The following is a 16,857-nucleotide window of genomic DNA, read 5'->3' as shown; positions in this document are numbered from 1 at the left end:
GAAAGGTTTTGAATGGCCCCCTACGCGATACGGATCCAGTCGTTGCCTGATTTGAAGGCTGCCACCAAATGGTTAACAAATTCTGATTCCCTCTGGCAAGGTGTAACGAATTTATTAAGCATAATGCCTAGCCTCCTGATTCATATGTCATTTTCTCATCGCCACAGATGAATCGAAAAGGGAGAAATCCCCCTTAAGCGATTCAATTGACTCATCATTGTCATTGTCCTGCTTTTTGGACCCGGGCATTTACCGACCTTTAAAAGATCTCCCTTATCATTAACGATGCCCGTAAACGAAAGGTTACCAAAGGTAGTTTTTTGTTAACGCCGCGAGATTTTTTCGAGGTGATTCGTTTCAATGTCCGCGGGCGATGTCAAAATTGAGTGAAAGCGGGGTGTCTCGCATCACGGGAGTATTGCGTATGAAGTCGCGTGACAGCCTAGTTCGCCTGAAGGCATTTCAGGTTACGGAGAAGCGTCGGCAACTGCAGCAATTGCAGTTAATGATGTCCGAATTCGAACGCATGGCGAAGGAGCTGGAGAATCAGATTTCTCTGGAAGAAAAGAAGGCGGGCATCACCGATGCATCGCATTTCGCCTATCCGACTTTTGCAAAGGCCGCCCGCCAGCGCGCCGACAATCTGCAGGATTCGATTCGCGAGCTGAAGGTTCAGCAGGACGCCGCCGAATTGGCGCTCGAACTGGCCGAAGCCGAACATGCCAAGGCAGCAGCGCTCGAAGAGCGCGATGGCCAACAGCGGGCTCGCGCCTAAGACAAAAACCGAGGCCTCTCATCGATGGCATCCGTTTGATGCCGTCATCCGGTGAGAGATCCCGGGTAATTGGTCTAAAAAGGTGCGAACCTCTATAGGGCAGGGCTTTGCGAGCCTGCCCTCAAAACAGTGCGAAGGTTTCGAGCGTCGTGACATAGCGTGTCATGGCGCTAAAACTGTTGGGCAGGACTGGTTGTCACACCGTCAGCCATGTCAGGGCTCGCTGAACTGCACCGCGTCGGCTCGGCGGCGCAGGCTTCCTGCTTTTTTTCTGACAATGACGTTGATTTGGATTGTCGAAGGCTTTGCCCTTTCGGCCCTTATCCGCTTGGGATTGCAAGGTCGAATGCCGATCGACGATATCGATTGTGTCGCTGCTGTCAGGTAAGGGATCGACGATTTTCGTCTGATCTTGCCGCTGTCCAGAGAGTTATCGATCAAATCACCTTAAGCCTTGGCGGCCAGGATGCGGTTTTTCAACTGCGGCTTCGGCGCATATGAAGATATCGCCGAGCAGATCGGTCTGGAACTGAGGCAGAGTAGGGGAGGCGAAGGCATACGTGTCACGATGGCCAGGCCCGCATCATGGTGATGGGCCCGGCGGTCTTGACGAAGGTATCAGTGACGATACTGCTGAATGCGCGTCGTTCTGAGGCCCGGCAGGCCGTGGTCGTTGATCGAGGCCTGCCAGGACAGGAATTCCTCGACCGTCAACGTGTAACGTTCACAGGCTTCTTCAAGGCTCAGCAGGCCGCCGCGGACGGCAGCGACGACCTCGGCCTTACGGCGGATGACCCAGCGGCGGGTATTTGCTGGCGGCAGATCGGCAATCGTCAACGGACTGCCGTCAGGGCCGATAACATATTTAACTCGCGGGCGTATCGTTTCGGTCATTGGACTCTCTAATACAAACTCAAGACCACAGACCCGAAATCTAACGCGGCACCTTTAAAAATTACCTAAGCACCAGGTAACAATTTGATAATAATTTTAGTAGCTTGGCGTAAACCGCTGATGTCACGTCGAAACTTGGTTGGCGCCCACTGTGCAAGCGCTATCAAAGTGGTAGTGGCGCACTTGTGACCGATTTGATGTATATGTCCTGCAAAATCAAAGGGTAAACAGAATCGAATCACCTTACGATTCGATTTTCTACTTTTTTTGGTTAAGTGTTCTTCTTTTGTTTCGGATGTATAACGCTTGTTGCGGTGAAACTACCCGTTATTTGACGGACAAATCTTGGTAGTGGAAATTTTCTTTCCAGTAAGCACGGCCTTGAAGCGTCTTCAAACGCGGCAAGTTTGGTCCCGACGTTCGCAAACGCGCGCAGACCGTCTGCGTTTTTTCGGCACAAATTTGCGTCTGTCGGAAAGTTTTTGTCCTGAACCACTCATGTCAGGCCCATGTCCAGACGATAGCGGCGGGTTACTAACGCGCCCGTCAGAAGCCTTTTCCTGATGTCAGCTCCGAATGGATGGTGCCGATGATGATCCTGAGGTCGAGCCAGAAGGAAAAGTTGTCGACATAATAGAGGTCTGCGGCAATGCGGGCGCGGGCTTTGGCGGCGGATCCTGTCGGGCCGCGCAGGCCGCGCATCTGGGCAAGGCCGGTGAGACCGGGCTTGACCAGGTGGCGTCTATGATAATCGGGCACCAAAGTCTCATAGGGTACGCCAGCGGCCAGCATGCCGACGGCGTGGCACCGCGGGCCGACCAGCGACATGTCGCCGAGCAGCACGTTAATCAACTGGGGTAATTCGTCGATATTGGAGCGGCGCAGCACGGCGCCGACTGTCGTAATGCGAGGATCATTCTCAGTGGTCTGGCGAATGCCGCTGTAGTCGCATTCTGAGGCGTGCATCGTGCGGAACTTGTAGATCCGGATCTTGCGCTGATCGCGCCCCCAGCGCACCTGGCGGAACAGCGCCGGGCCTGGCGAGCTGAGCCTGATCATCAGCGCGACGCACAGGAGAAACGGAAGAAGCACGATGAGCGCTGACAACGATATGGTAATGTCCAGCGCCCGTTTGGCGATGTGATGCGAGCGGCTACTCGAGACGGTGGAGCGACGGCGGTTGACGCGCCGCGTGTGAAGGCTTTGCTGTGCTTGCGGTACACCCATTCCAGCCTCGTCCCCTCTCGAACCGGCGCTCACCACCTCGCGCCGATCTCGGCCTCGGTTTTCGCAGTGAAATGGCTGGACTTCGCTCCAAGACCCCACTGCCAAATGCCCCTGACTAAAGTTCGTTGAGGTTATTTAGTCCGAAACATCGCGCCCGTCATGAACAAACTTAATGAATGGTTAACCTTGTGAAATGAGTGTCTCTTCTTGGGTCTACAGTCTCAAAAAGGGACACTATTTCCCGTTTTGCACAGCTATATCAGGCGATATTATCGTTTATATTAGATAAATCGAAAGTTTCGAAGCCATCCCTGAGGCGGCAAGCATGGCGCTGCCGCTATGGGAAAGGCAAAGTTCTGCACCGGCCTCCAACGATAGCAGTGCTGAGCCATGCGCTTCGGTGGTTCCTGTGGTGGTACCGAATGTTATTCGCAAAAGCTGCGCGCGGGATGCGTCGACAAGGCTTGCTGCATAGCCGGCGGTCGAGGAAGTGGCGAGGGTCAGCGCCACAAGGTAGATCCCGGCTACCGGTACCTTGAGGGTCTGGCCGTTGCCGCTCCCGATTGGAGTTGAAAGCTGGATATTGCCTTGGCTGAAAGCAAACCCGTTGAACCCGGTAAGCATGCCGGACGAAATCGCCAATGATGGACTATTGAGCTCTGCCCTTGCCGCTGGCCGGGCTGGTTGGGTCACGTAGCCGTCGCCGGTAACCAGCAGGGCAGTCGTCCAGTTGCCGGCGTCGTTGCAAACCTTGAGGCTGAACTGATCGGAACCGGCAAGGCCCATTTCCGCCCGCCCCTGCCAGTTGGATTGATAGAGAAGGGTTGCGGTATTGCCTTGGCCGGCCTTGTTGAGCTTCAGGCGCATATCGCCGCCGGCATGATTGAACAGCGTGGCGTCGCTGGATACCGCCAGCCTGTTGGTGGCGTCGGCACTGGCGTTGACGCCTAATTGCTTGAAGGTCGCCGTGTCCGGCAAAGCGAGATCCTGCCAGGTGCTGCCATCATGGATCCGCAACAGGCCGCTCACTCGAAAATAGGCTCTCCAGCCAGCGGAGGGACTGAGAAAGGCCCAGCTGCTATCCTGCCAGGCCGCAATCCGACCCTCCTTGCCAGCCCAGGTGCCGGTCGCGGTCGATGTCACCCAGTAGCAGGCGCCATCGACGGGATCGGTGGGTGCTGCCGTCAGGCTGTCCTCAATTACCAATTGTGTAACGGCATCCAGTGCCAGTAGCGCCTCGTTGTGAGTGACATGTTTCTGCGCCTGCGACGGCAGGATATAAGGTAGGGCGAGGCGTGGGCTGGTATCTGTCATCGGTTTCTCCATCGCTGGCTGCCATGGCAGGCACATCGATGCCATCCACCGCTGCCGGTTAAATCCGAACCGGAGGCGCCGGGCAGGCAGCGGCTATCTCACGCCGCCCGTGCCGGACACGCACCGGTTCAGGTGCTCGCGGTGATTATCGCGGCGCGGGGATGCGGGTGGAGAAGAGCGGCGGGGAGGGGCTGATTTTATGGAGAAAAGCCGAATTGGCGTTCACGCCCAGATCCTTATGACCTGGGCCTTTGCCGATCACTCCCGCCGACCGCCCCAGGCGACGAAGGAGGGATTGGCGAAGTCGCTATCGTGGTCCTGGTTACGTTTGCCGTAGAGCAGCGGTGTGCCGTCAAGGTTTACGGTCATGCCACCGGCGGCGCGAAGCACGGCATCGCCAGCCGCCGTATCCCATTCCATCGTGCGGCCGAAGCGCGGATAGACATCGGCTTCACCTTCGGCCAGCAGGCAGAATTTCAGCGATGAGCCGACCGACCTTGTGTCAGTGATTGCCTTTTGCGCGAGGAATGCCTCGGTTTCCGGCCCTGCATGGGCGCGGCTGGCAACGGCAATCACTGTCTCGCCGGTTTGGCGTACGTGGATCGGCCGGCGGGAGACCGGCTGAAAGGCAGCGTCGACCTCTATCCGATAGGCACCATTCGCGCTGCCGAGATAGGCAGTGCCGCGGGCGGGAGCATAGACGACACCCATGACAGGCACGCCTTTTTCGATAAGGGCAATGTTGACGGTAAAATCCTGGCTTTTGCGAATGAATTCTTTCGTGCCATCGAGCGGATCGACCAGAATGAACGGCTGGTCATAGGTCTCAGGCATATGGCCGGCAGCGACCGCTTCCTCGGCGATAACGGGAATGGTTGGAAAGCCTGCGGAAAGAGCTGCAAGAATGATTGCCTCGGCGCGCTCGTCTGCTTCTGTCACCGGCGAGGCGTCGCTCTTGGTGCGGACGGTCGGACCATTGTGGAACACGTCCATAATATCGCGTCCGGCTGCAAGGGCAGCCCGTTCAAACAGTTCGATCATCGCATGCCCCGTGTCATCAAGTCTTTTACCCGATCGAGGGCTAGCGCCCGGCGTGTCTTCCTGCAACAGCTAATCGAACACATTGTTCGTCATGCACAGGCTGGCCAGTTGCACTTTGAGCGCATTGCGTTGGATGGCTGGACTCGTCCAAGTTTCAGCTATGACCGCGCCACGTCGATATATTGCAGGATTTCCGCAGCCATATCCGATGGCGCACCGGTCGTGGTCTTCAGGTGAACGTCCGGTTTGGTCGGCGCTTCATAGGCCGAGCTGATACCGGTGAACTGTTTGATCTCACCCATCAGCGCCCGGCGGTAGAGGCCTTTCGGATCGCGCCGCATGCATTCCTGCAGCGGCGTATCGACGTAGACCTCAACGAATTCACCATTTTCCATCAGGGTGCGGGCCATGTCGCGGTCGGCCTGGAATGGTGAGATGAAGGAGACGATGACGATCAGCCCGGCATCCGCCATCAGCTTGGCGACTTCGGCAACGCGACGGATGTTTTCCACCCGATCGGCGTCGGAAAAGCTAAGATCGCGGTTCAATCCATGGCGGATGTTGTCACCGTCGAGAATATAGGTGTGATAGCCCAGCGCGTGCAATCGGCTTTCCAGAGCATTGGCGATGGTGGACTTGCCCGATCCCGAAAGGCCAGTCAGCCATATCACGCGCGGCGCCTGACGCTTGATGGCGGCACGCTGTTCCCGGCGAACCTGCAGATCCTGCCGGACAATCTCCTGCCTTGGAGTCACGATGCTCTCCGTTTCGGCAAACCTTGCATCATGGCCCCCAATCATTCCTTTTCGTCTCCCTCGAAAAGCCGGTCTGCTAGGCACCGCGGGTCTCTCTCTTCTCCTCCGCGACATGGACATCGCCGATATCGCCTTACATAAGTTGTAACCGTCCAGTTCGTTATTGGAAGTCCCAAATTGTTGGTGGTCAGAATTTCTATTGAATGACTCCTTAAATCGATACCGATTTCAGGAGAAAATGTGCAGCGAATTGAAAGTGCTACAGCGCCGTGTTTCGGCGTTGCAACGATGCCGGGCTTTTGGCATGGCGCAAAATGACGCTCAGCAGGTGAGGGCCGTCAGGCCTCTTTCGCGCTTCGTGCGGGATGATTGTCCTCGAAGAAAACTTGCGAGACGAAAACTGCCAGGACGCCGCAAGCCGCCATGATGCTGACCAGAGGTAGCGCCGTGCCGTCTTCCAGCAGCCCGAGGAAAAAGCTTGCCAACGCGCCGGCGCCGAAGGCAAGGCCGCCCATCAGGGCCGCAGCCGTGCCTGCCACGCTGCCATGGGCCTCCATGCCCAACACATTGCAGCCCGGCATGATGCCGCCCATGGAGCCGACCAGCACGAAAAGCAGCACGCAGGTTGTTGCCAGATTGGCGGTAGAGCTCAACTGCGTGATGACCAGCAGCAGAGCCATGGCGGTGTAGATCAGCACCGCGCTGCGCACGACGGTTTTCGAGCCATAGCGCATCGTCAGTCGACTGCCGATCTGTGCGCCGATGACGAGCCCGACGGCATTGATGCTGAACATGATCGAATAGGAAATTGCCGAGAGCCCATAGACGGTCATCAGCACAAACGAAGAGCCTGCGATATAAGCAAAGAACCCGCCTTGGGCGAGCGACATGGTTGCGGCATAGGGAATGAAACTGCGGTTGAAGAGCAGATTGGCATAGGTCAGCACTGCCCGGCTTGGACGGCTGGCAGCCCGTTGCGCCGGCAACCGGGTTTCGGGCAGCCAGAGCGTGACGGCGAGGGCGCAAAGCGCGGCATAGGCACCAAGGAAGATGAAGATCGCGTGCCAACCGGCAAGATTCAGGATCAGGCTGCCCGCAAAGGGGGCGATGATCGGGGCTATGCCGATGACAAGCATGACCATGGACATCAGCTTGGCCGCGGCAAGGCCGGTATGCAGGTCACGGATGATCGCGGTTGCGATTACCATGCCGATCGAGCCGCCGATGCCCTGCAGGAAGCGCCAGGCCAGCAATTGTTCGCCGCTGGCGGCAGCAAGGCAGCCTAAGGAGGCGATGCCGAAAATGACCAGCGCCAGATAGATCATCGGCTTGCGGCCAGTGCGGTCCGAGATCGGTCCATAGAACAATTGTCCAATGGTAAATCCGGCAAAGAAACTCATCACGGACAGCTGGATCGTCGCTGCCGAGGTTGATAGGCTTGTGGCCATATCAGGCATTGCGCCGAGATACATATCCGTTCCGAAGGGTCCCATGGCGCAGAGGAGGCCGAGCGACAGGGCCAAAAAATGTTGCTTTCCGTGCATTCTCGTTTTCCTGAACTGGCCATGCGGGGTTCGACGCTTCCGATGGGCCGGATCTTCAATCAGGGGGATTGCCGGGGAAACGGTTCGTCGCAGTCGAATTTCGCTGTCTTCGACTGGGCCATTCCGGCCCGTCGGATTTTGCGATAGAATGGAAACGCAGTCGTTTCCTTCCGCAGATCAGGAAACGCTTTCGTTTCCGTTTGTCAAGCTGAAACTTTAACGCGAGAATGCCAATGTCCAGCCATCCTGTCGTCAGCCGTTTGCCTGTCATGTCCGATGCCGAGCGGCGCGAGCGGATCGTCAAGGCCGCTGAGGCTGTTTTCGATGCCTTGGGATATGGCGATGCCACGATGGAAGAAGTGGCGCGCTCGGCAGGCATGGCCAAGAAGACGCTGTACCGGTTCTTTCCCGACAAGCGGTCGCTGTTTACGGCGCTGATCGAATCCCATGAACAGTTGCAGCTGGATATCCATGTCCAGCGCGGGAGGACGCTCGATCCGCGGCAGCGGGCGCGCTTTGCGCTTGAGGCATTGGCGCGCTTCGTTCTGTCACCGCGCCAAATCATCGTGACGCGGCTGATCACCGCCGAGGCTGGCAAACATCCGGAACTCGCCCGGCAATTCTATCTTGAGTGCGTCGAAACCATCCGCTCCTTTCTGGCGAGCGAGCTTGTCTCCAATCCAACCCCGAGTGGTCTTGACGGTGTAGACAGGCGCGATATCGCCGATATCTTCGTGGGCGCCGTGCTCGGGCCGTTGCAGACTAAAGTCATGATGCTGGGCGCCGATGCCGACGATCTCGACGACGAGATTGTGCGGCGCGTCGATCTCGCGCTGCGGCTGTTGATGCCCGCGTAAATGCCTGGCGCCGTGGCGCGGATTTTTTCACGCGTGTATAAGCTGCACGGCATGCGCGCTTTTTGAGCGCCGACGCCTAGAAAATGCTGAAATTGCGCTTCCTATGGCGATAAATTGGGCAATTGACAGAAAAATACTCTGTGAAAAGCTTTTAGGCTTCACATTTTTGTCGAAACCGATATCAAATCGCTCCCAACACCAAGAACCCGAACGGGACAACATATGGATGCCGCTCCAGACGGACATCCGGGGGATAATGTATGGATTACTTCATCCAGCAGCTCATCAATGGGCTGACGCTCGGCTCGATCTATGGCCTGGTGGCCATTGGTTATACGATGGTCTATGGCATCATCGGCATGATCAATTTCGCCCATGGCGATATTTTCATGCTCGGTGGTTTCGCGGCCCTGATCGTCTTTCTTATTCTCACGACCTTTTTTGCCGGTATTCCTGTGGCGCTGGCGCTGCTGATCATGCTTGTCGTGTCGATGGTCATGACCGGGTTGTGGAACTGGACGATCGAGCGCGTCGCCTATCGCCCGCTGCGCGGCTCGTTCCGTCTTGCGCCGCTGATCACGGCGATCGGCATGTCGATCGCGCTCTCCAACTTCATCCAGGTCTCCCAGGGTCCGCGCAACAAGCCGATCCCGGCGCTGGTCAATGACGTCTTCCACTTCGGCGCCATCACGATTTCGCTGAAGCAGCTGATCATCGTGGCGGTCACTGCGGTGCTGCTGGCGGCCTTCTGGTATATCGTCAACAAGACGCCGCTTGGCCGCGCCCAGCGCGCCACCGAGCAGGACCGCAAGATGGCGGCACTGCTGGGCGTTGACGTCGACCGCACCATTTCCGTGACCTTCGTCATGGGGGCTGCGCTCGCGGCTGTCGCCGGCACGATGTATCTGATGTATTATGGTGTTGCCTCGTTCACCGACGGCTTCATTCCTGGCGTCAAGGCCTTCACGGCCGCTGTTCTCGGCGGTATCGGCTCGCTGCCGGGCGCCGTGCTCGGCGGGTTGCTGATCGGCCTGATCGAGTCGCTCTGGTCTGCCTATTTCACCATCGCCTACAAGGACGTCGCCACGTTCGGTATCCTGGCTTTCGTGCTGATTTTCAAGCCGACCGGCATCCTGGGCCGTCCCGAAGTCGAGAAGGTCTAAGATCATGGCACAATTGGAAACTTCTGGCGCCAAGGCGCAGCCGGGCCTGTTGGTTCGGGCCATCAAGGAAGCCGTCTTCGCGGGCGTTGTGGCGCTCGGCTTGTTCGTGCTGTTCATCGGCATCAAGACCGATCAGAATATCAACAATGAACTGGTCTGGTATACGCGTTGGGGCATGCTGGCGATCTTCGTGGCGATTGCCGCTGTCGGTCGTTTCGCCGTCGTCGCATTTCTGCGTCCGTGGTCTGCGGCGCGCAAGGCAAGGGCGGCCGGCCGGCCGGCCGTGGCCGCCGATGCGAAGCCAACCTTTTTCAAGGCGCATTTCCTGAAGATCGCGCTTGTCGCGTTGCTGCTCTATCCGCCTGTCATCCTGTTCCTGATGGGCACGCAGGGCTCGCTGAAATACATCGACAATTTTGGCATCCAGATCCTGATTTACGTCATGCTCGCCTGGGGCCTGAACATCGTCGTTGGTCTCGCTGGCCTGCTTGACCTGGGTTATGTCGCCTTCTACGCCGTCGGCGCCTATTCCTATGCCCTGCTGTCGCAGCATTTCGGCCTATCCTTCTGGCTGCTGCTGCCGATCTCGGGCATTCTGGCCGCCTTCTGGGGCATCATGCTCGGTTTTCCAGTTCTGCGGCTGCGCGGCGACTACCTCGCCATCGTGACGCTCGCTTTCGGCGAAATCATCCGGCTGGTGCTGATCAACTGGACCGACGTTACCCAGGGTACGTTCGGCGTCTCGGGCATTCCCAAGGCGACGCTGTTCGGCATTCCCTTCGATGCCTCGCCGCATGGCTTTGCCAAGACCTTCGGTCTGCCGATGTCGTCAGCCTATTACAAGATCTTCCTGTTCTATCTGGCGCTGGCGCTCTGCATGCTCACCGCCTATGTGACGATCCAGCTGCGCCGCATGCCGATCGGTCGCGCCTGGGAAGCTCTGCGTGAGGACGAGATCGCCTGCCGCTCGCTCGGCATAGACACGGTCAAGACCAAGCTGACGGCCTTTGCCATCGGCGCGATGTTCGGTGGCTTTGCCGGCTCCTTCTTTGCTGCACGCCAGGGCTTCGTTTCGCCGGAAAGCTTCGTCTTCCTCGAATCGGCGGTTATTCTTGCCATCGTCGTTCTCGGCGGCATGGGTTCGCTGACCGGCATTGCTGTTGCCGCGATTGTCATGGTCGGCGGCACCGAACTGCTGCGCGAGATGGACTTCCTGAAACATGTGTTCGGGCCCGACTTCACCCCTGAGCTTTACCGCATGCTGCTGTTCGGCATTGCCATGGTCGTCGTGATGCTGTTCAAGCCCCGCGGCTTCGTCGGCAGCCGCGAGCCGACCGCGTTTCTTCGGGAGCGCAAGGCAGTCTCCGGCAGCTTTACCAAGGAGGGTCACGGCTGATGTCCTCCGGAACCGAGACCATGAACAAAGACGCAATCCTGAAGGTCGATCACCTGTCGATGAAATTCGGCGGCCTGATGGCGATCAACGACTGCTCCTTCCAGGCCAACCGCGGCGAGATCACCGCGCTGATCGGGCCAAACGGCGCGGGCAAAACGACTGTGTTCAACTGCATCACCGGCTTCTACAAGCCGACCATGGGGATGATCACGTTACGCCAGAAGGGCGGCAAGGAATTCCTGCTGGAACGCCTGTCGGACTTCGAGATCACCAAGAAGGCCAAGGTTGCCCGTACCTTCCAGAATATCCGGCTGTTTTCCGGCCTGACCCTGCTGGAAAACCTGCTGGTGGCCCAGCACAATGCACTGATGAAGGCATCCGGCTATACGGTGCTCGGCCTGCTTGGCCTGCCCGCCTACAAGAAGGCGGCGGCACTTTCGATCGAGAAGGCCGAATTCTGGCTGGAACGGGCCGAACTGATCGACCGCGCCGACGACCCGGCCGGCGATCTGCCTTACGGGGCACAGCGGCGCCTGGAAATCGCTCGCGCCATGTGCACGGAGCCGGAACTGCTCTGCCTGGACGAGCCGGCTGCCGGCCTCAACCCGCGCGAGTCGCTGGCGCTGAACACGTTGCTGAACGGCATCCGCACGGAGACCGGCACCTCGATCATGCTGATCGAGCATGACATGTCCGTGGTCATGGAAATTTCCGACCATGTCGTGGTGCTCGAATACGGCCAGAAGATTTCCGATGGCACGCCCGATCACGTGAAGAACGACCCGAAGGTCATTGCGGCCTATCTCGGTGTCGAAGATGAAGAACTGGACGACGCGATTTCCGACGTGGAAGCCGTGGCCGGAGGCAATGTGTGATGGCTGCAGAAGCGCTTTTGAAGGTCGAGGCCGTCGAGACCTATTACGGCAATATCCGCGCGCTCGGTGGGGTCAGCGTCGAGGTCAACAAGGGTGAAATCGTCAGCCTGATCGGCGCCAACGGCGCCGGCAAATCGACGCTGATGATGACGATTTGCGGCAGCCCGCAGGCGCGCGCCGGCCGGGTGATTTTCGACGGCGTCGATATCACCAAGATGCCGACGCATCTGATTGCCCGTCAGCGCATCGCCCAGTCGCCTGAAGGGCGGCGGATCTTTCCTCGCATGACGGTCATGGAAAACCTTCAGATGGGGGCCGGTCTCGACAACCTCAAATATTTCCACGAGGACGTCGAGAAGATCTTCACGCTGTTTCCACGTCTGAAGGAACGCCAGTCGCAACGCGGTGGCACGCTGTCGGGCGGCGAGCAGCAGATGCTCTCCATCGGCCGTGCGCTGATGGCGCGCCCCAAGCTGCTTTTGCTGGACGAGCCGTCGCTCGGCCTCGCACCGCTGATCGTCAAAGGCATTTTCGAGGCGATCAAAAAGCTCAACCAGGAAGAGGGACTGACTGTGTTCCTCGTTGAGCAGAACGCGTTTGCAGCTCTGAAACTGTCGGATCGGGCCTATGTCATGGTCAACGGCCAGGTGACGATGAGCGGTTCGGGCCGCGAATTGCTGGCCGATCCGCAGGTTCGTGCCGCCTATCTCGAAGGCGGACGGCATTAAGCCGCAGCGGGATAAACCCAAGGGGAAAAGACATGCAGGGTTTGTTTTTCGAAACGGATGACCAGGTGCGGATGGTATTGCGCTTCCTGGTCGTGCTGCTCGGCTTCTGGACGGCCTGGCGCACCGGCAAGGCCGTTGCCGAGGGCTGGGAAGGCTATGTGCGCGTCGTGATCTACACGTTGCTTCTGGCGCTGGTGATGCGATTCCTGCATCACGCGTTGTTCGACGGGTCGATGCTGGATGCTGGTCTCTACGCTATCGATTTCGTGGTTTTGCTGGTGTTTTCACTCATCGGCTTTCAGGTGCGCCGCACCCGGCAGATGTCGGCTAACTACTACTGGCTCTATGAAAAAACTTCGCCGCTGTCGTGGAAGAAGAAAGATTGACAGCGTCGGGTTTCTCGCCTCAGATAGGTTAGAGAAATCGCAATTATAAAGAGTGGAAAAGTTACCGGCGCAATCTTGGTGGGTGTTGCGCGGGGGATCGAAACAAACCTGCCCTAGCAACTGGGAGTATCAGAATGAAGAAGTCGCTTCTTTCAGCCGTGGCGCTGACAGCCATGGTTGCCTTCAGCGGCACCGCCTGGGCTGACATCATCGTCGGCGTTGCAGGCCCGCTGACCGGCCCGAACGCAGCGTTCGGCGCTCAGCTCCAGAAGGGTGCCGAGCAGGCTGCTGCCGACATCAACGCGGCTGGCGGCATCAATGGGGAAAAAATCAAGATCGTGCTGGGCGACGACGTGTCGGATGCCAAGCAGGGCGTATCCGTCGCCAACAAGTTCGTGGCAGACGGCGTGAAATTCGTCATCGGCCACTTCAACTCCGGCGTTTCGATCCCGGCGTCGGATGTCTATGCCGAAAACGGTATTCTGCAGGTTACTCCGGCTTCCACCAATCCGCAGTTCACCGAGCGCAAGCTGTGGAACACGTTCCGCACCTGCGGCCGTGACGACCAGCAGGGCGCGGTTGCCGGCAAGTACATCGCCGACAAGTTCAAGGGCGTGAAGGTTGCTGTCGTTCATGACAAAACGCCTTATGGCCAGGGTCTGGCAAACGAAACCAAGAAGGCGATGAATGCCCTTGGTGTCAAGGAAGTGGTCTACGAAGGCATCACCCCCGGTGAAAAGGACTATTCGGCCCTTATCGCCAAGATGAAGGAAGCCGGCGTCGGCGTCGTTTACTACGGCGGCCTGCACACGGAAGCCGGTCTGATCCTGCGCCAGATGGCGGACCAAGGCGTGAAGGCAACGATGATGTCCGGCGACGGCATCACCTCCAACGAACTGGCTTCGATCGCTGGCGACGCCGTCAATGGCACGCTGATGACCTTCCCGCCGGATCCGCGTAACAACCCGAACGCAAAGGACGTCGTCAAGAAGTTCCGCGACGCCGGTTTCGAGCCGGAAGCCTACACGCTTTACTCCTATGCCGCTCTGCAGATCATTGCCGACGCTGCCAAGGCCGGTAAGACGACAGACTCGGAAAAGGTTGCTGAAACCATGAAAGCCAAGGGTCCGTTCAAGACCGTTATCGGCGACATTGGCTTCGACGCCAAGGGCGACATCACCCGTCCCGACTACGTGATGTACACCTGGAAGAAGGGCCCGGACGGCAAGTATTCCTACTTCGAAAACTAAGGGTTTCCAGAAGGAGCGGAAACCGGTTTTCCGTCTGGAAACACGTACGCACGGTAAGATCCGGTCTTTCAGACCTTTTGATCTCAAACGAAAAGCCCGGCCTCGTGCCGGGCTTTTTGCATTTTTAGAGTTTGTCAGGAAAAAATGGACGCTGGTTTTCCCGAAAAGACAGACGCAAAAGGACCGAAAATCGCTGAGGTTCAATCTGAACCCGAGAGATTTTAAATGTCTTGCCGTTGATTTGTCGCTTTTCGACGCTCTCCAGGATTGTGCAGCGCGTTAATTTAGCAACTGACTGATTCGCATAGTCAATTAGCAATATCTTTATCGAAGATCTTAAGATATTGGACAGGCGCGTTAACCATTTGTTAACCAAATCAGCCCAAAACACCATCAACGATTTGTTCATAAAGATGACTGAAGTGCTAACAGAACCCCGTTCCATCCGTATCAAGGGCCGATCCTTTCTGGCGGTCGTGCTGTCGCCGGACCTGCCGGTCGATAACTGGCTGGAACGGCTGGACAATCTGGCGTCGCGCTCGGCCGGGTTCTTTCTTGGTCGCCCGGTCGTGCTTGATGTGGCGGATCTGGCGATTACGCGTGATGAGCTGAAGCAGTTGATTGCCGAGCTTGCCAATCGCAATGTCAGCATCATGGGCCTTGAAGGCGCACGCCCGTCGATGGTCGAGCGTGGTATGCCGCCGATCCTCAAGGGTGGCCGGCCGGTGTCTGACGTCGAGGTGCCGAAGGCGGAGCAGTCAAGCGATGCCGCAGCACCTGCGGCAGGCGAGGGGAAGGCCGAGGCAGGCGCGGACACGGCGGAAAGCCCAGAGACGAACGCAAAGAGTGCCGAGGCCGATGAGGCCGCAGTGCCGGCGCTGCCCACGGTGATTACCTCGCCAACCGCGCGCTCGGTTGTGCATTCCCTGGTTCTGCACGAGCCGGTGCGCTCCGGCCAGTCGGTAATCTTCACCGAAGGCGACGTGACGGTCATCGGCTCTGTCGCCTCTGGCGCTGAAATCATTGCCGGCGGTTCGATCCATATCTATGGCGCGCTGCGCGGTCGGGCGATGGCCGGCTCGGTCGGCAATACGACAGCACGGATTTTCTGCCGCAAGATGGAAGCCGAGCTGCTGGCCATCGACGGCATCTACAAGATGGCCGAAGACATGGATCCGGAGCTGCTGGGCAAGCCGGTGCAGATGTGGCTGGACGGCGAGACGATCAAGGCCGAAAAAATGGCCTGAATTTATCTCTTGCCGATCGGGACGTCAGCCTGGCGCTGACTTCGGGGCCTAGATTTTAAGTTTCGATGCCGGGCAGTGAAGCCCGGCACCAACAATAAACGGAAGCTTGTGCCGCGTGCGGCGAAAGACAGGAGAGCGAAATGGGGAAAGTCCTCGTTGTGACGTCAGGCAAGGGTGGGGTCGGCAAGACAACATCCACGGCTGCCCTTGGTGCGGCGCTTGCTCAGACCGGCGCGAAAGTCGTGGTCATCGATTTCGATGTCGGGTTGCGCAACCTTGACCTGGTGATGGGCGCCGAGCGCCGCGTCGTCTACGATCTCGTCAATGTCATCCAGGGCGATGCCAAGCTGCCGCAGGCGCTGATCCGCGACAAGCGGGTCGAGACGCTCTATCTGCTGCCGGCCTCGCAGACCCGTGACAAGGACAATCTGACGCCTGAAGGCGTGGAATGGGTCATCACTGAGCTGAAGAAGCATTTCGACTGGGTGATCTGCGATAGCCCTGCTGGTATCGAGCGCGGCGCGACGCTGGCCATGCGCCATGCCGATGTTGCCGTTGTCGTCACCAATCCTGAAGTGTCTTCCGTGCGCGACAGCGACCGGATCATCGGCTTGCTCGATTCGAAGACGGTCAAGGCCGAGCGCGGCGAGCGGATGGAAAAGCACCTGCTGCTCACCCGCTACGACGTGACCCGCGCGCAGCGCGGCGACATGCTGAAGGTCGAGGACGTGCTCGAAATCCTGTCGATCCCGCTGCTCGGCATCATCCCCGAAAGCGCCGACGTGTTGAAGGCTTCCAACGTTGGCGCGCCGGTCACGCTCGCCGATGCCAAGAGCCCGGCCGCCCAGGCCTATTTCGAAGCCGCTCGCCGGCTGGCCGGCGAGGAACTGCCGGTGTCCATGCCTGAGGAAAAGCGCGGCCTGTTCGGCAAGATCTTCTCGCGGAGGGCAGCATGAGCATCTTCAATCTGTTCCGCAAACCAACCTCGGCGCCGATGGCGCGCGAACGCCTGCAGGTGCTGCTCGCCCACGAACGTGCCGCCCAGGGCTCCGACCTCGTCGCTATCCTGCGCGAGGAAATCCTGGCCGCCATCGCCAAGCATGTCCAGGTCGACGCCGAAAAAGTCCGCATCAAGGTCGACCGCGACGAGCATGTCTCCATTCTGGAAATCGACGTGGAAATTCCGCGTGATGCCCAGGCAATGGCTGCTTGATGGGGTGAGCGCCGGCCGGTTGGCAGGCGTGTGATAGGTGAGAATTTTCAGCCGCAGGGGATGCTCCTGCGGCTGTTTTTGTTTTCGTTTGTGGTTGAAGATGCTCAGCGCTCTATTTTGAAATTATTCTCGCTGGTCGCAGTGGTTATGATGACCGGCAAAATTTGAGTTTCAGATAAATTGTTGTGAGGA

17 protein-coding genes are annotated in these 16,857 nt (G+C 58.3%); 11 read left to right on the top strand and 6 right to left on the bottom strand.

Translation table 11 applies throughout. From position 1 onward, the window contains the following. The first annotated feature begins 424 nt into the window (after positions 1–424). Positions 425–775: a flagellar export protein FliJ gene (locus BJF91_RS15115; protein WP_075615281.1), complete on the top strand. Its 351-nt coding sequence runs from the start codon at positions 425–427 to the stop codon at positions 773–775. 618 nt (positions 776–1,393) lie between these two features. Here BJF91_RS15115 and sciP read toward each other — a convergent pair. The 6 genes from sciP to BJF91_RS15085 all read right to left on the bottom strand — a co-directional run bounded on the left by sciP (position 1,394) and on the right by BJF91_RS15085 (position 7,550). Next, entirely contained in the window at positions 1,394–1,669 is a 276-nt protein-coding gene (sciP, locus tag BJF91_RS15110) for a CtrA inhibitor SciP (RefSeq protein WP_075615280.1), read from the bottom strand. A gap of 546 nt (positions 1,670–2,215) precedes the next feature. Then, positions 2,216–2,896: a sugar transferase gene (locus BJF91_RS15105; protein WP_083943320.1), complete on the bottom strand. Its 681-nt coding sequence runs from the start codon at positions 2,894–2,896 to the stop codon at positions 2,216–2,218. A gap of 276 nt (positions 2,897–3,172) precedes the next feature. Then, the gene (locus BJF91_RS15100) at positions 3,173–4,210 is read right to left on the bottom strand and encodes a DUF2793 domain-containing protein (RefSeq protein WP_075615279.1); all 1,038 of its coding nucleotides are present in this window, start codon (positions 4,208–4,210) and stop codon (positions 3,173–3,175) included. Positions 4,211–4,468: 258 nt separating this feature from the next. Continuing rightward, entirely contained in the window at positions 4,469–5,251 is a 783-nt protein-coding gene (gene cysQ, locus BJF91_RS15095; RefSeq protein ID WP_075615278.1) for a 3'(2'),5'-bisphosphate nucleotidase CysQ, read from the bottom strand. 158 nt (positions 5,252–5,409) lie between these two features. Next, positions 5,410–6,051 (bottom strand): adenylyl-sulfate kinase, encoded by a 642-nt coding sequence (cysC, locus tag BJF91_RS15090; protein ID WP_075615277.1) that lies wholly within the window; start codon positions 6,049–6,051, stop codon positions 5,410–5,412. A 293-nt stretch (positions 6,052–6,344) separates the two neighbouring features. Further along, on the bottom strand, positions 6,345–7,550 hold the full coding sequence (locus BJF91_RS15085; RefSeq protein WP_075615276.1) for a multidrug effflux MFS transporter: 1,206 nt from the start codon (positions 7,548–7,550) through the stop codon (positions 6,345–6,347). Between the two features lie 233 nt (positions 7,551–7,783). Here BJF91_RS15085 and BJF91_RS15080 point away from each other — a divergent pair, with 233 nt between their 5' ends. The 10 genes from BJF91_RS15080 (at position 7,784) to minE (ending at position 16,665) form a co-directional block, all read left to right on the top strand. Next, a complete protein-coding gene (locus BJF91_RS15080) occupies positions 7,784–8,407 on the top strand; it encodes a TetR/AcrR family transcriptional regulator (RefSeq protein ID WP_075615275.1) in 624 nt (207 codons plus the stop codon). A 260-nt stretch (positions 8,408–8,667) separates the two neighbouring features. Next, positions 8,668–9,570, top strand: coding sequence for a branched-chain amino acid ABC transporter permease (locus BJF91_RS15075; RefSeq protein WP_075615274.1), 903 nt, complete (start codon positions 8,668–8,670; stop codon positions 9,568–9,570). Between the two features lie 4 nt (positions 9,571–9,574). Beyond that, on the top strand, positions 9,575–10,966 hold the full coding sequence (gene livM, locus BJF91_RS15070; RefSeq protein ID WP_075615273.1) for a high-affinity branched-chain amino acid ABC transporter permease LivM: 1,392 nt from the start codon (positions 9,575–9,577) through the stop codon (positions 10,964–10,966). After that, positions 10,966–11,841, top strand: coding sequence for an ABC transporter ATP-binding protein (locus BJF91_RS15065; protein ID WP_075615272.1), 876 nt, complete (start codon positions 10,966–10,968; stop codon positions 11,839–11,841). The genes livM and BJF91_RS15065 overlap by 1 nt, the downstream gene beginning before the upstream one ends. Next, the gene (locus tag BJF91_RS15060) at positions 11,841–12,569 is read left to right on the top strand and encodes an ABC transporter ATP-binding protein (protein WP_075615271.1); all 729 of its coding nucleotides are present in this window, start codon (positions 11,841–11,843) and stop codon (positions 12,567–12,569) included. Before BJF91_RS15065 ends, BJF91_RS15060 begins: the two co-directional genes overlap by 1 nt. A 32-nt stretch (positions 12,570–12,601) precedes the next feature. Next, positions 12,602–12,955: a DUF6867 family protein gene (locus tag BJF91_RS15055; RefSeq protein ID WP_075615270.1), complete on the top strand. Its 354-nt coding sequence runs from the start codon at positions 12,602–12,604 to the stop codon at positions 12,953–12,955. A 134-nt stretch (positions 12,956–13,089) separates the two neighbouring features. Then, the gene (locus BJF91_RS15050; RefSeq protein ID WP_075615269.1) at positions 13,090–14,205 is read left to right on the top strand and encodes a branched-chain amino acid ABC transporter substrate-binding protein; all 1,116 of its coding nucleotides are present in this window, start codon (positions 13,090–13,092) and stop codon (positions 14,203–14,205) included. Between the two features lie 413 nt (positions 14,206–14,618). Further along, positions 14,619–15,452: a septum site-determining protein MinC gene (minC, locus tag BJF91_RS15040; protein WP_075615267.1), complete on the top strand. Its 834-nt coding sequence runs from the start codon at positions 14,619–14,621 to the stop codon at positions 15,450–15,452. Between the two features lie 140 nt (positions 15,453–15,592). Then, positions 15,593–16,408: a septum site-determining protein MinD gene (minD, locus tag BJF91_RS15035; RefSeq protein WP_075615266.1), complete on the top strand. Its 816-nt coding sequence runs from the start codon at positions 15,593–15,595 to the stop codon at positions 16,406–16,408. Continuing rightward, a complete protein-coding gene (gene minE / locus BJF91_RS15030) occupies positions 16,405–16,665 on the top strand; it encodes a cell division topological specificity factor MinE (protein ID WP_075615265.1) in 261 nt (86 codons plus the stop codon). Before minD ends, minE begins: the two co-directional genes overlap by 4 nt. Positions 16,666–16,857: the final 192 nt, after the last annotated feature.

Source organism: Gillisella taibaishanensis (genome assembly GCF_001938985.1).
GTDB lineage: Bacteria > Pseudomonadota > Alphaproteobacteria > Rhizobiales > Rhizobiaceae > Allorhizobium > Allorhizobium taibaishanense.
The sequence above is the reverse complement of the archived record's forward strand: the minus strand, read 5'-3'. Positions and strand labels throughout refer to the sequence as shown.

Excerpts from the sequence above, each read along its gene's own strand:
- BJF91_RS15115 (WP_075615281.1), top strand. The coding sequence starts at position 425 with ATGAAGTCGCGTGACAGCCTAGTTCGCCTGAAGGCATTTCAGGTTACG.
- sciP (WP_075615280.1), bottom strand. The coding sequence starts at position 1,669 with ATGACCGAAACGATACGCCCGCGAGTTAAATATGTTATCGGCCCTGAC.
- BJF91_RS15105 (WP_083943320.1), bottom strand. The coding sequence starts at position 2,896 with ATGGGTGTACCGCAAGCACAGCAAAGCCTTCACACGCGGCGCGTCAAC.
- BJF91_RS15100 (WP_075615279.1), bottom strand. The coding sequence starts at position 4,210 with ATGACAGATACCAGCCCACGCCTCGCCCTACCTTATATCCTGCCGTCG.
- cysQ (WP_075615278.1), bottom strand. The coding sequence starts at position 5,251 with ATGATCGAACTGTTTGAACGGGCTGCCCTTGCAGCCGGACGCGATATT.
- cysC (WP_075615277.1), bottom strand. The coding sequence starts at position 6,051 with ATGATTGGGGGCCATGATGCAAGGTTTGCCGAAACGGAGAGCATCGTG.
- BJF91_RS15085 (WP_075615276.1), bottom strand. The coding sequence starts at position 7,550 with ATGCACGGAAAGCAACATTTTTTGGCCCTGTCGCTCGGCCTCCTCTGC.
- BJF91_RS15080 (WP_075615275.1), top strand. The coding sequence starts at position 7,784 with ATGTCCAGCCATCCTGTCGTCAGCCGTTTGCCTGTCATGTCCGATGCC.
- BJF91_RS15075 (WP_075615274.1), top strand. The coding sequence starts at position 8,668 with ATGGATTACTTCATCCAGCAGCTCATCAATGGGCTGACGCTCGGCTCG.
- livM (WP_075615273.1), top strand. The coding sequence starts at position 9,575 with ATGGCACAATTGGAAACTTCTGGCGCCAAGGCGCAGCCGGGCCTGTTG.
- BJF91_RS15065 (WP_075615272.1), top strand. The coding sequence starts at position 10,966 with ATGTCCTCCGGAACCGAGACCATGAACAAAGACGCAATCCTGAAGGTC.
- BJF91_RS15060 (WP_075615271.1), top strand. The coding sequence starts at position 11,841 with ATGGCTGCAGAAGCGCTTTTGAAGGTCGAGGCCGTCGAGACCTATTAC.
- BJF91_RS15055 (WP_075615270.1), top strand. The coding sequence starts at position 12,602 with ATGCAGGGTTTGTTTTTCGAAACGGATGACCAGGTGCGGATGGTATTG.
- BJF91_RS15050 (WP_075615269.1), top strand. The coding sequence starts at position 13,090 with ATGAAGAAGTCGCTTCTTTCAGCCGTGGCGCTGACAGCCATGGTTGCC.
- minC (WP_075615267.1), top strand. The coding sequence starts at position 14,619 with ATGACTGAAGTGCTAACAGAACCCCGTTCCATCCGTATCAAGGGCCGA.
- minD (WP_075615266.1), top strand. The coding sequence starts at position 15,593 with ATGGGGAAAGTCCTCGTTGTGACGTCAGGCAAGGGTGGGGTCGGCAAG.
- minE (WP_075615265.1), top strand. The coding sequence starts at position 16,405 with ATGAGCATCTTCAATCTGTTCCGCAAACCAACCTCGGCGCCGATGGCG.